The sequence below is a fragment of the Elstera cyanobacteriorum genome (assembly GCF_002251735.1).
Classification (GTDB): Bacteria; Pseudomonadota; Alphaproteobacteria; order Elsterales; family Elsteraceae; genus Elstera; species Elstera cyanobacteriorum.
In genome coordinates this window covers 59,686-72,235 of sequence record NZ_NOXS01000034.1, presented here as the reverse complement: position 1 = coordinate 72,235, position 12,550 = coordinate 59,686, and the positions used below count along the sequence as shown (strand labels likewise).

Annotated in this window: 15 protein-coding genes; 5 read left to right on the top strand and 10 right to left on the bottom strand. The window is 64.4% G+C overall.

What is annotated here, in order from left to right:
• Nucleotides 1-11: 11 nt before the first annotated feature.
• The 4 genes from CHR90_RS15255 (at nucleotide 12) to CHR90_RS15240 (ending at nucleotide 3,966) form a co-directional block, all read left to right on the top strand.
• Nucleotides 12-1,529, top strand: coding sequence for a lipopolysaccharide biosynthesis protein (locus CHR90_RS15255; protein WP_094409946.1), 1,518 nt, complete (start codon nucleotides 12-14; stop codon nucleotides 1,527-1,529).
• Nucleotides 1,530-1,594: 65 nt separating this feature from the next.
• Complete coding sequence (locus CHR90_RS15250) at nucleotides 1,595-1,921, top strand: acyl carrier protein (RefSeq protein WP_094409944.1); 327 nt, start codon at nucleotides 1,595-1,597, stop codon at nucleotides 1,919-1,921.
• Between the two features lie 87 nt (nucleotides 1,922-2,008).
• Entirely contained in the window at nucleotides 2,009-3,151 is a 1,143-nt protein-coding gene (locus CHR90_RS15245; RefSeq protein WP_094409943.1) for an NADH:flavin oxidoreductase/NADH oxidase, read from the top strand.
• Nucleotides 3,152-3,165: 14 nt separating this feature from the next.
• A complete protein-coding gene (locus CHR90_RS15240) occupies nucleotides 3,166-3,966 on the top strand; it encodes a glycosyltransferase family 2 protein (RefSeq protein ID WP_094409941.1) in 801 nt (266 codons plus the stop codon).
• Here CHR90_RS15240 and CHR90_RS15235 read toward each other — a convergent pair.
• The 10 genes from CHR90_RS15235 to CHR90_RS15190 all read right to left on the bottom strand — a co-directional run bounded on the left by CHR90_RS15235 (nucleotide 3,935) and on the right by CHR90_RS15190 (nucleotide 10,879).
• On the bottom strand, nucleotides 3,935-4,324 hold the full coding sequence (locus CHR90_RS15235) for a type II toxin-antitoxin system VapC family toxin (RefSeq protein ID WP_094409939.1): 390 nt from the start codon (nucleotides 4,322-4,324) through the stop codon (nucleotides 3,935-3,937). The genes CHR90_RS15240 and CHR90_RS15235 overlap by 32 nt on opposite strands.
• Complete coding sequence (locus tag CHR90_RS15230; RefSeq protein ID WP_094409938.1) at nucleotides 4,318-4,575, bottom strand: type II toxin-antitoxin system VapB family antitoxin; 258 nt, start codon at nucleotides 4,573-4,575, stop codon at nucleotides 4,318-4,320. Before CHR90_RS15230 ends, CHR90_RS15235 begins: the two co-directional genes overlap by 7 nt.
• Before the next feature lie 79 nt (nucleotides 4,576-4,654).
• The gene (gene recR, locus CHR90_RS15225; RefSeq protein ID WP_094409936.1) at nucleotides 4,655-5,254 is read right to left on the bottom strand and encodes a recombination mediator RecR; all 600 of its coding nucleotides are present in this window, start codon (nucleotides 5,252-5,254) and stop codon (nucleotides 4,655-4,657) included.
• 18 nt (nucleotides 5,255-5,272) lie between these two features.
• Nucleotides 5,273-5,596 (bottom strand): YbaB/EbfC family nucleoid-associated protein, encoded by a 324-nt coding sequence (locus CHR90_RS15220; protein WP_094409935.1) that lies wholly within the window; start codon nucleotides 5,594-5,596, stop codon nucleotides 5,273-5,275.
• A gap of 27 nt (nucleotides 5,597-5,623) precedes the next feature.
• Nucleotides 5,624-7,378: a DNA polymerase III subunit gamma/tau gene (locus tag CHR90_RS15215; RefSeq protein ID WP_094409934.1), complete on the bottom strand. Its 1,755-nt coding sequence runs from the start codon at nucleotides 7,376-7,378 to the stop codon at nucleotides 5,624-5,626.
• 44 nt (nucleotides 7,379-7,422) lie between these two features.
• Nucleotides 7,423-8,253, bottom strand: coding sequence for a PhzF family phenazine biosynthesis protein (locus CHR90_RS15210; protein ID WP_212668706.1), 831 nt, complete (start codon nucleotides 8,251-8,253; stop codon nucleotides 7,423-7,425).
• Nucleotides 8,254-8,318: 65 nt separating this feature from the next.
• Nucleotides 8,319-9,161, bottom strand: a complete 843-nt coding sequence (locus tag CHR90_RS15205) for a PhzF family phenazine biosynthesis protein (RefSeq protein ID WP_094409932.1) — start codon at nucleotides 9,159-9,161, stop codon at nucleotides 8,319-8,321.
• Complete coding sequence (locus CHR90_RS15200; RefSeq protein WP_094409930.1) at nucleotides 9,158-9,763, bottom strand: GNAT family N-acetyltransferase; 606 nt, start codon at nucleotides 9,761-9,763, stop codon at nucleotides 9,158-9,160. Before CHR90_RS15200 ends, CHR90_RS15205 begins: the two co-directional genes overlap by 4 nt.
• Nucleotides 9,764-9,774: 11 nt before the next feature.
• Nucleotides 9,775-10,527, bottom strand: coding sequence for an alanyl-tRNA editing protein (locus tag CHR90_RS15195; protein ID WP_094409929.1), 753 nt, complete (start codon nucleotides 10,525-10,527; stop codon nucleotides 9,775-9,777).
• Nucleotides 10,528-10,618: 91 nt separating this feature from the next.
• On the bottom strand, nucleotides 10,619-10,879 hold the full coding sequence (locus CHR90_RS15190; protein ID WP_094409927.1) for a hypothetical protein: 261 nt from the start codon (nucleotides 10,877-10,879) through the stop codon (nucleotides 10,619-10,621).
• Between the two features lie 204 nt (nucleotides 10,880-11,083).
• Here CHR90_RS15190 and CHR90_RS15185 point away from each other — a divergent pair, with 204 nt between their 5' ends.
• Nucleotides 11,084-12,550 carry an aminotransferase-like domain-containing protein gene (locus CHR90_RS15185; protein WP_229671553.1) on the top strand — a complete coding sequence of 489 codons (1,467 nt, stop codon included), beginning with the start codon at nucleotides 11,084-11,086 and terminating at the stop codon, nucleotides 12,548-12,550.

Here is a 12,550-nt window from a genome sequence, read left to right as displayed (position 1 = left end):
CCCGGGGGTTGATGACCGCCCCCCGTCGCCTGAAGCGCAACGCGCTGTCGAACTTCGCCGGGCTAATGACCATTAGCCTGCTGCCGTTGCTCGCCAGCATTCTTTATGTGCCGCTGCTGGGGGCCGATCGCTTCGGCATCGTCGGGGCCGCCAGTTTTCTGCTGACGTTCGGCATTAGTCTCGATATCGGCCTTGGGCGTGCGGTTACGCGCCGCTTCGCCCAAGCCGCCACCCAGACCGCCCCCGGCGCCCCGCCGCAAGACTATCTGGCGACGGCGCATCTCCTGTTCCTGGGGCTGCTGCTGCCGTTTAGCGCTGCCGTGATGCTGGGGGCGGATTTTCTGACGCGCCGCTGGCTGGTCATCCCCCCCGCCCTGCACGACGAGGCCGAGCATGCCCTGTGGCTGCTGGGGCCAGTGATTTTTCTGCACGGCTTCCGCGTGATGGATCTCGCCGCCCTCAACGGGATTGAACGCCAGGGCCTCAGTAATTTTCTACAGGCCGGATCGCTGGCGGTCCGGCTGCTCCTCTCGCTGCTGGTTTTGCTCGTCATCGACCGAAGCATTCTGGCGCTCTTGCTCACCTGGCTGGGTGCCGTTCTAGCCGAAATGCTGGTGATCGGGCTGGTGACCCGGCATTGCCTGCGCCGCCAAGGGTTTCCCGGTGGCGGATGGCCCCGGATTGCACTGGCTGGCCCCTTGATCCGATCCGCCCGGAGTGATGGCACCTCTACCTTGGTTTCCATCACCACCAATTTTGCCGATAAACTGGTGCTAAGCCGGCTGCTGCCGATTGATCTGTTCGGCCTTTATCACATCGTCAGCACGCTAGCCGCCGCGCCGACCCGGCTGACGGCCCCCATTGCCTTTGCCGCCTTCCCGCGCTGGATCGCCCAACAGGCCGATGGCGACCGGGACGGGTTTACCAGCAGCTATCACGCCGCCGCCCAAATCGCTGGGGCCTTGATCCTGCCGACGACGATCGCGGGGCTGCTGTTCGCCCCGCGCGTCTTGGCCGCGCTTTTCCCGACCGTCACGGTGCCGCCCGATCTGATCCTGGCCTTTCGCCTGCTGGTGATCGCCGGGGCGGCCAGCGCGCTCAATATGCTGCCCTATATGGCCCAGCTTGCCTTGGGCACGACGCGGGTGCTGTTCTGGCAAGCCATTTTGTCCGGCGCGGTCTATCTACCGCTCGTGCTGGTCGCAACGCCGATAGTGGGGCTGTTCCTGCCGATTGGCGCCCGCCTACTGCTGGATGTTAGTAGCTTCGCCCTCTTCCTCGGCGTCGCCGCCCGCGCCCTCCTTCCTGGGGAGATGGGGCGGCTCCTGCGCGACGCCCTCGCCGCCCCACTGCTCGGCGCGGCGCTGCCCTGCCTGATTGGCGCCTATGGCCTTCAGGGGGCACCGCTGACCAGTCTGAACTTCGCCCTCGCGATTCTCACGGGCGGTTTCGCCGTCGTGGGCGCCCTCCTCGCCACCCCCGCCGGGCGCCGCCAGATACGGCGCCTGCTAAAATGGCGACGGGGATAGCATCCCGCCCCCGGCTTCGGGTAGGATGCGCGCGAACAGATCGGTAGCTTGGGGTCCATAGAACGATGGCCGACGTCAAAAACTGGCAAGAACTCAGCCGCGCCATCGTGAAACTGATTCGCGATCAATATGGTATCGACGAGGCTATTCTAAAGCGCACCGCCGTGCTGGAAACCGATATCGGCCTGACCATCGATCAGGTCGAAGCGATTTTGGATTATATCAGCGAAACCTTCGCCATCCGTTTTCCGCCCGGCACACTAAACGAAGTGCTGAAGATGGAAGAACTCTGCCTGCTCTCCTGCTGGCTAAAGGGCTTCTACAAGCAACCGACTTTTATTTCCGAAGGCTTTGCCGGGGCCTGCCGCGCCATCAACCCTGCGGCGCAATAGGGGGCGCCATGCGCGCCACGCACTTTAAATAACAGTGTTCACTCGCCATCCTTGATGGGTGTTCCTGCATTTCAGAGAGGCCGCCTGATGGTTTCGACTCCCGCGTCGCCGCTGCTCTTCACCCCGCTGGCCCTTGGGCCCTTGACGATTGATAATCGCGTCATCGTTGCCCCCATGTGCCAGTATAGCGCCATAGACGGCGTAGCCCAGCCGTGGCATCAGCAGCATTTGGGCGGTTTCGCCGCCTCCAACGCCGGACTGATCATTCTGGAAGCGACCGGCGTGACCAATGCGGGCCGCATCTCCCCCTACTGCCTTGCGCTGGAGACCGACGCCCAGGAAGCCGCGCTGACCAAGCTGCTGGCCGATATTCGCACCTATAGTCAGGTTCCCTTCGGCATTCAGTTGGCCCATGCCGGGCGCAAAGCCTCCACCGGCTATCCTTGGGAAGGCGGCAAGCCGCTGGCGCCGGGCGTCAACGGTGGCTGGCAGCCGGTCGGCCCGACCGACGAACCCTTCACCGCCGATGGCCCAGCGCCCCATGCACTGACCGAGGCGGAGATTGCCGCAACGGTCGCCGCCTTCGTCGAGGCCGCCAAGCGCGCCGACCGCGCCGGGTTTGATCTTGTGGAAATCCACGGCGCGCACGGCTATCTGATCCATCAATTCCTGTCGCCGCTGGTCAATAAGCGCACCGACCGTTACGGCGGTTCGTTGGAAAACCGTATGCGGCTGGCGCTGGAAGTCGCCGAAGCCGTGCGCGCCGTCTGGCCGAAGCACAAGAGCCTTGGCATCCGCCTGTCGGCCACCGATTGGGTGGATGGCGGCTGGTCGGTCGAAGAAACCGCCATCCTGTCGCAGAAGCTGGAAGCCATCGGGCTGGATTTTATCCATATCACCTCGGGCGGTGTCGTGGGGTCCGCGAAAATCCCGGTCGGCCCGAACTATCAGGTGCCCGCCGCCGACGCCATCAAGAAGGCCGTCTCGATCCCCGTCATCGCCGTCGGCATGATCGTGACCGGCCCGCAGGCGGAAGCGATTCTTCAGCAAGGCAAGGCCGACGCGATCGCCATCGCCCGCGCCTTCCTCGACGATCCGCGCTGGGTGTGGCGCGCCGCCGAGGCCCTGGGGGTTGACCTACGCCTCGATGGGCGCTACCAGCGCGCCACGGGTAAAACTTGGCCGGGCGCGGCGTTGAAGAACGCCCCGCTTGCCGTTGCAGCGGAATAGGGAAAGAAGCAGGCATGGCGCGGCAGCCCGTCTCGGCCCTCGTTGTCGCGCATAACGAGGAAACCCAGTTAGACGCCTGCCTCGCCACCTTGGGCTTCGCCGACGAGATCATCGTGGTCCTGGATAAATGCACCGATGGGTCGGAGGCGATTGCCCGCCGCTATACGGACCGGATTATCGCGGGGTCTTGGCCGCTTGAAGGCCCCCGCCGCCGGGCTGGTATCGACGCCTGCGCCCATCCTTGGGTTTTGGAAATCGACGCCGACGAACGGGTAACACCCGAGCTTGCCGCCGAACTTCTGCGCTTCCTAGAAACCCCACCGCAGGGGTACGCGCTGGTGCCGATCCGCAATTTCATCGGCGGGCGCGAGATTGTGTATGGCTGGGGCGCCTATAATGGCGTCGGCGCCAAACCGATCCTGTTCCATAAGGACGCAAAAGACTGGGGCGATCAGCCCGTCCACCCCAAGATCGTCCTGCGCGGCACCCGCACGCGGTTTTCCGAAGGGCTCATTCATTACGTCGATAAAGACTTCGCCGATACGCTCCAACGCCTCAACCGTTACACCAGCGCCCATGCGCTCGATCTCGTGGACAGCGGCGACATCGGCACTCTTGGCGGCAATCTGCGGCGAATGGTAACGCGCTTCGTCAAGGCCTATGTGCAGCGCAAGGGCTATAAGGAGGGCGCCACAGGCCTGCTGCTCGGCATTTTCGCGGCGCTCTATCCGATCCTCTCGTATCTCAAGGCACGGGAGATTTTAGAGCGGCGGGAGGGAAGCGCTAAGCCACCCGACCTATATCCGTCTGGTTAAAATCATCGCCCTTAAAGAGTAGGGGTAAGCCCGTTGTTTTGGCCAAAGCATAGGCAAAACAATCACCAAAGTTCAGGTTGGCCGGATGCCGTCCTTTGCCATAACGCCGCCAAGCGACCCGAGCGATTTCAGCCTGTTCCTGATCGACCGGCACCACATCAATGCCAGCGCGATAGAGCAATAGGTCCAACTCCCGGCCTGCGGCGTCGCCCTTACGGGCTTCAATCACCATTGACGTTTCCAGCAGATTTGCCGCCGATAGCAGGCGGGGCGAGCCGTCTTCGATAGCGCGGGCCAACTCTGGCGCCTCAGGCTCCCCCAGCAAAATCGCAATAATGGCCGAGGTATCGATCACCATGCGCGCGGAACGCCGTGCTCGTCATATCCAATGATCTCATCGGCGCTACGACTATCAAGATCAGGCAAGGCGGCGCAACGCCGCCCAATTTCCAACAGTTCCGCCGTCAATCGGCCTGTGCGGTCACGGTTAATCCGTTGCAAACGCTCCTGCGCCGCCTTCCGAACCGCCAAAGTCACCCCTTCGCCTGTCGCCGCAGCAAGGGCCCGGACATAATGTTCCGTCGTCGGATCTTTGATGTTCAGCGGCATCGGGGCACCTGGGCAGAAAAATTATGCCCATAAAGATAAAACCGCAGGAAGCCTAACGCAAGGGACCGTCAGAATTCCCCTACTCCACACTCCGCCGGGCCGAAAAGGCCGCCATGAGCGTACCTTCGTCAAGATAATCCAGCTCCCCACCCACCGGGACACCGTGGGCGAGGCGGGTGAGTTTTGCGCCCGTGTCGGCCAAGGCTTCGGTGAGGTAATAGGCGGTGGTTTGCCCCTCAAGGGTGGCGTTCAGCGCCAGGATAATCTCCCCCGTTCCCGCCTGCTGGACCCGCGCGATCAGTTTGGGAATACCGAGCGCGTCCGGCCCGACGCCTTCGAGCGCCGAGAGGGTGCCGCCGAGCACGTGATAGCGGCCCTTGAAACTGCCGGTGCGTTCAATCGCCCAAAGGTCGCCCACCTGCTCCACGATACACAGCGGCCCTTCGGCACGGGTATCGTCGCTGCAAATCCGGCAAGGGTCGGTAAGGTCGAGCGTGCCGCAGGTGGTGCAGGTTTTCACGCTCCGGGCGGTTTCCGCCAGCGCCTCGGCCAAGGGCAGCATCAGCGCGTCGCGGCGCTTCAAGAGATGCAGCGCCGCCCGTCGCGCCGACCGCGGCCCCAGCCCCGGTAGACGCGCTAGCAGAGCAATCAGCCCATCGAGCGGCGTAGCATCGGTCATAAAACGCGAAAGGCCCGATTAGAACGGCAGCTTCAACCCCGGCGGCAGCTTTAGCCCGCCGGTCAGCGAGGCCATTTGTTCGGCGGCCATCGCTTCGGTCTTGGCCTTGGCGTCGTTGACGGCGGCCATAATCAGATCTTCCAGCATTTCGACTTCATTGGGATCGCACAGCGATTTATCGATGCTGATCTTCTTCAGGTCGCCCTTACCGTTGACGCGGACCTTGACCATGCCGCCGCCGCTTTGGCCGTCAACCTCGGTGCTTTCCATCTTGGCCTGCATTTCGGCCATTTTGGTCTGCATCTGCTGGGCCTGCTTCATCATCTGCCCGAAATTCTTCATCGGGAAACTCCTTCGGCCTTCAGCCGGTTAGAAGGTGTGATCCAGGAAATCGGCGTCATCGACAACGAAATCGCCGGTCTCGTCAAGCCCTTCGGCATCGGGGTCGAGCGGGGCCTGCGGGGCGGCGGGCAGAAAGCCCTGGCGGGGGGTGACGATCATCTCCTCCACCGTGCCGCCCAGGGTCTTGGCGATCTGCTGCACCAGCGGGTGCCGGGCGAGGCGGTCGCGCCGCGCCGCCGCTTCCGTCTGTTCCTGTTCGCGCAGGGTTTGGCCGCCGCCGCTGGCGGTCAGCGCGACCATCCAGCGCCGCCCAGTCCAGTCCTGCAAACAGCCTGAGAGTTTGGCGGCGAGGTCGCGCGGCGCCCGTTCCAAGGGCATCAGGTCGATCTTGCCAACCTCGAAGGACACGAGGCGCACGTCGTTCATCAAATGGGTGCGCAGCGACAGGTCTTTCTTGGCTTCGACGAGGGCGACCACCTCCTCGAAACTCGTCGGCTGCGGCAGACCGACGGAAACAGGCGCCGCCTGTGCCACCGCCACCGCCCCGCCGCCCGCGATCATCGCGAGACGTGGCCCGGCCCCGCCGCCACTGGGTGCCGGGCCGCCAACGGCGGGGGCACCCTCCTGGGTCAAGCGCCGGATTAAGTCCGCCGGGCTCGGCAGGTCCGTCACATAGGCAAGGCGGATCAGCACCATTTCCAGCGCGGCACGCGGATCGGGGGCGGCGTGAACTTCCTGCGCGCCCTTCAACAAAATCTGCCACGCCCGGGTGAGCGCCGCGACCGACAGGCTGCCCGCGAGATCCCCCGCCGCGCGCCGCTCGGTTTCCGCCGCGCTTTCCAGCGCCCCCGGCGCGACTTTCAGGCGGGTGACCGTGTGGCACAGCCCCATCAGATCTTGCAATACTTGGCTGGCATCAGCCCCGGCGCGGTGCATGTCTTCGTAGAGGGCCAGCCCTTCGGCGATTGCCCCGGCCATCACCTTGCCGAACAGATCATACACCAGCAGCCGATCCGCCAAGCCCAGCATTGCGCGGACAGTTTCAGCTTCGACCGTGCCGCCCGACGAGAGGGCAATGGCCTGATCGAGCAGCGACATGCCGTCGCGCGCCGACCCGTCCGCCGCCCGCCCGATCAAGGCCGCGGCTTCCGGCGTCAGCGTTACCTTTTCCAGCCCGGCGACACGGGTGAAATGGGCGGCCAGCACTTCGGGTTCGATGCGGCGCAGATCGAAGCGCTGGCAGCGCGACAGCACCGTGATCGGCACTTTGCGGATTTCTGTGGTGGCGAAGAGGAACTTCGTATGGTCGGGCGGCTCTTCCAGCGTCTTCAACAGCGCGTTGAAGGCGTTTTTGGAGAGCATATGCACTTCGTCGATAATGTAGATCTTATAGCGCGCCGATATCGGCTTATAGCGCACGCCGTCGATAATCTCGCGGATGTCATCGACGCCGGTGCGGCTGGCAGCGTCCATTTCGATCACGTCGGGGTGGCGGTCGGCGGCGATGGCGACGCAGGGATCGCACACGCCGCACGGCTCCGGCGTCGGCCCGCCCGTGCCATCGGCACCAATGCAGTTCAGCGCCCGCGCCACGATACGGGCGGAGGTGGTCTTCCCCACCCCGCGCACGCCGGTCAGCATGAAGGCATGCGCCAAGCGGCCCGACTGAATGGCATTGGTCAGGGTGCGCACCAACGCTTCCTGCCCGATCATATCGGCGAAGGTCTGCGGGCGGTATTTTCGGGCCAGAACCCGATATTCGGGGGCTTTGCTCTCACTCATAACGGCGCGCAGTGTAGCGAAGCGCGGCGGGGCTGGCTAAGGGTTTAGATCGAAATCCGCCCCTCGATCACAAACACCGCCGACCCAGCGATGAGGGTGCGGGTACCAGTGTCATCCAGCCATAGGTCGCCGCGCCGGGCGCTGAGTTGGCGGGCGCGCAATTTGGGGCGGCCCAAGCGTCCCGCCCAATAGGGCATCAGCATACAGTGCAGGGAGCCTGTGACCGGGTCTTCGGGAATGCCTTCGCGCGGCGCGAATAGTCGGCTGACGAAATCGACATCGCCATGCGCCCCGTCACCCGGCGCGGTGACGGCGAGCCACGACGGCTCCAGCCCCGCTACCCGGGCGAGATCGGGGGTGAGCGCTTCGACACTGGCGGCATCGGGCAGCAGCGCCACCGCGCGCCCTGTACCCAGCAAGCCTAAGGGTTCAACGCCAATCGCCGCCGTTATCGCCGCCAGCAACGCCGGATTATCGACCGGCTGAAGCGGATCGCGCGGAAAATCGAGCTGATAGCCGGGCGCGTCGTTTGGTAAGGTTATTTTATCCACACGCAACGGGCCGCGCTGGCCGTGGAATATCACCCGTTCCGCCCTTGGCTCCAACCGTTCCAGCACCACCGCCGCGCTGGCGAGGGTGGCGTGGCCGCAAAGGTCCATCTCCATCACCGGCGTGAACCAGCGAATATCGTATTCTGCTGCCGTCCCTTGCCGCCGCCGAAGATAGGCGGTTTCCGACAGATTATTTTCCGCCGCAATCGCCAGCATCTGGGCCTCGGTTAACGGGTCGGCCTCGGCCACAATGGCGGCGGGATTGCCGCGAAACCGTTCGGCAGTGAAAGCATCGACCTGAAAAAAGGGCAGTGTCAGCGACATCGGCAGCGGTTTCCAATCCTGGGGGCCTTACGCCCATATCGGCGCAACAGCAAAAGACACAAGGGCTAAACGGTGATCTGCCCTTCGATCACGAAGGTTGCCGCCCCGGCAATCAGCGTGCGGGTGCCGGTATCTTCCACCGTCAATTCGCCGCGCCGGGCGCTGAGTTGCCGGGCACGCAGCTTGGTCTTCCCCAGCCTGTTCGCCCAATAGGGGGTGAGGATACAGTGCAGCGAGCCGGTCACCGGATCTTCGCTGATCCCCGCGCGCGGCGCAAACATGCGGGAGACAAAATCCACATCCGCATGCGCGCCATCCCCCGCCGCCGTCAGGGACAGCGAGCGATAGGGGATAGCCTTCACCTTGGTCAGATCGGGGGCTGCGTTTTCCACCGTTGCCGCATCGCGGACCAGGGCAATCAGCCGATAGGCGGCTGTTGGGCTATTCAGCAGACCGAGCACCTCTACCCCAAACGCCTCGGCAACCTGGGCCACCAAGGCCGCGTCGGTGAGGACATCCGGCACGTCGCGCGGGAAATCCAATTGATAGCCGGGCGTGCCATCGGCGAGCGCGACCTTATCGACATAGAGCGGCCCGCTGAGGCTTTGGAAGGTGACGCGCGTCGCCCCCGGCTCCAGCCGCTCCAGCACCACCGCCGCACTGGCAAGGGTGGCGTGACCGCAGAGCTGCACTTCCAGCGCTGGGGCGAACCAGCGGATGTCATAGTCCACCGCCGCGCCCGGACGACGGCGGATATAGGCGGTTTCCGATAGGTTGTTTTCCGCCGCGATTGTCTGCATGTCGGCGTCGCTCAAAGCCTCCGTCAGCAGGACAATCGCCGCCGGATTACCGCGATAGCGCTGCGGATGAAAGGCATCGACCTGATAGAAGGGCAGCGTCCAGCTCATGCGGGGATATCTCCATCGGGATAAAGTTGCGCTTCGAGGCGCGCTTTGATCGCGGGCCATTCGTCCGGCACAATCGAGAAAACCACCGTATGGCGGTTCGAGCCGTCGCCCATGATGATGTGATTGCGCAACACACCTTCCTTCACCGCCCCCAAGGCGGCGATGGCGGTTTGCGACTGGATATTTTCGTGGTGGGTGCTGATCTGAATGCGATTAAAGCCCATCGTTTCGAAGGCATGGCGCAGCATCAGATATTTGGCTTCCCGGTTGGTGCCGCTGCGCTGATAGCGCGGGATCAGGAAGGTCCACCCAATCTCCCCCCGGCGGTGCTGCGGGTCGATCATGGCGATCCGGCTGGAGCCGATGGGCGCGCCGGTCGCCGCATCCAGCGTGCAGAAAGGCACGGCAGTCTGGGCGGCAACCATCGCCTCGGCAACGGCCAGAAACGCTGGCACCGCCGCGCTATCCGCCGCCGGAAGGCCGCCGAAATAGCGGAAAACCGGATCGGTGCCGATGGCGGCGGCCAGCGCCGGGCCGTGATCGGCGGTGAGCGGCACGAGGGTAACGCGCCGCCCGCGCAGGGTAACGGGGGAAAGGTCCATCGGTCTCTCGCTTATCCTTCGGCAAACGCCAGCACGACCCGGCGGTTGCGCTTGCCCTTATTCTCGATTTTCTCGATCCGCACCGGGCCGATTTCCCCCGTGCGGGCAACATGGGTGCCGCCGCAGGGCTGAAGATCGACGCCCGGAATCTCGATCAGCCGCACGATCCCCGCGCCGCGCGGCGGCTGGACGGACATGGTTTTGACAAGGCCCGGATTGGCGTCCAGTTCGGCATCGGTGATCGCGCGCTGCCCCACCGGGTGATCGGCGGCAATCAGGGCGTTGAGCTGGGCTTCGATGGCGTCGCGGTCCAGCACCAGCTCGCCAATATCAAAATCCAGCCGCCCCTTATCCTCCCCAACCTGCCCGCCCGTTACCCCAGCCGGGATGACGGCGGAGAGAAGATGCAGGCAGGTGTGCATGCGCATCAGCTTATGACGGCGCGGCCAATCGAGCCGCAGGGTCACCGTCTGCCCCGGCGCCAGCGTTCCCGCCGAGGCTGCCCGATGGGCGATTGTCCCCGGCTGGATGCCCTTGCGGGTATCGGTGATGACACACTCCGTCCCGTCAGGGGCAAGAATGACGCCCGTATCGCCCGGCTGGCCGCCGCCCATCGGGTAGAAGAGGGTGCGATCGAGGATAATCTCCGCCCCCGCCTCGCCCGCCAAAACCGCCAGCACCGTTGCGGTCGTCGTGACCGCGTAAGCATCGGCGCGGAATAAATCCTCGGTGGCAGGCACGGCGGCGGTGAGTGTCTCGGTCATGTCGCTCTCCTCATCGGCGAAAGACGGTGACGGCGCGGACAGCCACCGTGCAGCCCACAGGGACCACAGCGGGGCGCGGGCCGCCGTCGCGTCAGGTCCAGTCAGGAAAGCGGACATTGTCCCCTCCCCGCAAGCCCGATTGTCCCGTATCTTCCCGAAAGCCAAGATCACGCCGAATATCGGGCGGCAGGTCTTCGAACCGAACGTGCAGGCGATACCGCCGATTGACCGCCGCAAGCCACAGCAGCGGCGCCGCGAGCGTGCGGACAATGGTCTTGGAAACGGCGCGACGCGGCGCGGCGCCGGTTGCTTCGACGGAAGCGTAAAAGATTTGTGCCGTTTTCTGAGCCATTGTCCTTCTCCTTTAGGATACAATTTATGGACAGGCCCTTATTTCGATCCCAAACAACCACTCTGTCGAGGGGAATAATTGTCTCGAAGACAAAATTGTTCTGAAAAATTTCGAAACAATTATGAATTTTCGTGAGAAAAAGAGGACAATCTCTCTCGACACCTGGGGGTACTTCCCCTAGGATCGAGACAAAGGAGACCGGCCATGACCGCCATGCTCGAAACCTACGCCCGCCCTGCCGCCGCGCTGCCGCATCGCCCCGGCGATCTCTGGCTGCCCGATCTCAGCCGGTTTCGGGGGCCGCGCTATAAGGCAATTGCCGATGCGCTGGCGGAGGATATCGAGCAAAACCGCCTGCCGAGCGGCACCCGCCTACCGACCCATCGCGAGCTTGCCTATCGGCTGAAAGTCACCGTCGGCACGGTAACGCGCGCCTATTCGGAGGCGGAAAAGCGCGGGCTCATCGGGGGCGAGGTTGGGCGCGGCACCTTTGTCCGCCCACGCCTGGAACAAGTGGCGGCGACGGCGCTGACCAATAGCGACACATTGATCGACCTTGCGATCAATGTGTCGGGAAACAATTGCGGCAGTGAAGCGCGGTGCCTGAGTGAAACCCTGGCCGAAATCGCCCAGGGCGGCGCGGTCGAACCCTTCCTGGCCTATCAACCGCACCTCGGCATGGCCGATCATCGTGCGGCGATGGCGCGCTTCCTCTCCCGTCCCGGGTTCGAGCCACTGCCGGAAAGCGTCTTCCTGACCTCCGGCGCGCAGCATGCGCTGCTCATGGCCCTATCCGCCGTTGCCGCGCCGGGCGATACCATCGCCTGCGACGCGCTGACCTATGGCGGGCTGAAGTCGGCGGCGCGCTTGATGCACTTACGCTTAAAGGGCCTGCCGGGCGACGCCGAGGGCATTCTGCCCGACGCTTTCGACGCCGCTTGCCGCGAGGGGCTGGTGAAGGCGCTCTACTGCATGCCGACGCTGCAAAACCCGACGGCAATCATCTGGAGCGCCGCCCGCCGGGCAGAGATTGCCGAGATCGCCCAGCGCTATCGCGTCGCGATCTTGGAAGATGATGTCTATGGCTTCCTCGTGCCCGAAGCGCCGCTGCCACTGCGCAGCTATGCGCCGGATCAGGTCTATTACCTCAATTCTACCTCGAAGAGTTTGGCGGCGGGCCTGCGCATCGGCGCGCTTGTTGCCCCGCCGGAAGCGGCAACCCGCATCGCCACCGGTGTGCGCACCACCGTCTGGATGGCGCCGCCGCTGATGGCCGAAATCGTCCGCCTCTGGGTCGATAGTGGCACGGCCCAGCGTCTGATTGCCGAAAAGCGCCTGGAAGCCGCCGCCCGCCAAGCCATCGCCCGCCGCGTCTTGGGCGGGTACGGCCTAAGCCCGCGCCCGACGCACCCAAGCTCCTACCACCTCTGGCTCGATCTGCCGGAAGGCTGGCGCGACGATGTGCTGATCGCCGCCGCCCGCCGCGATGGGGTGATCCTATCGCCCACCGCCGCCTTTTGCGTAGGCCGCACGGTCAGCGACGGGCTACGCCTCGCCCTGGGGACGCCGCGCGGGCGGGAGGATATTGAACGCGGCTTCCACGTCCTTGGCCGCCTGCTTGGCGGCACGGGACGGGCGGAAGAAGCCGCTTTGGAAGAGAGTGTGATCTGA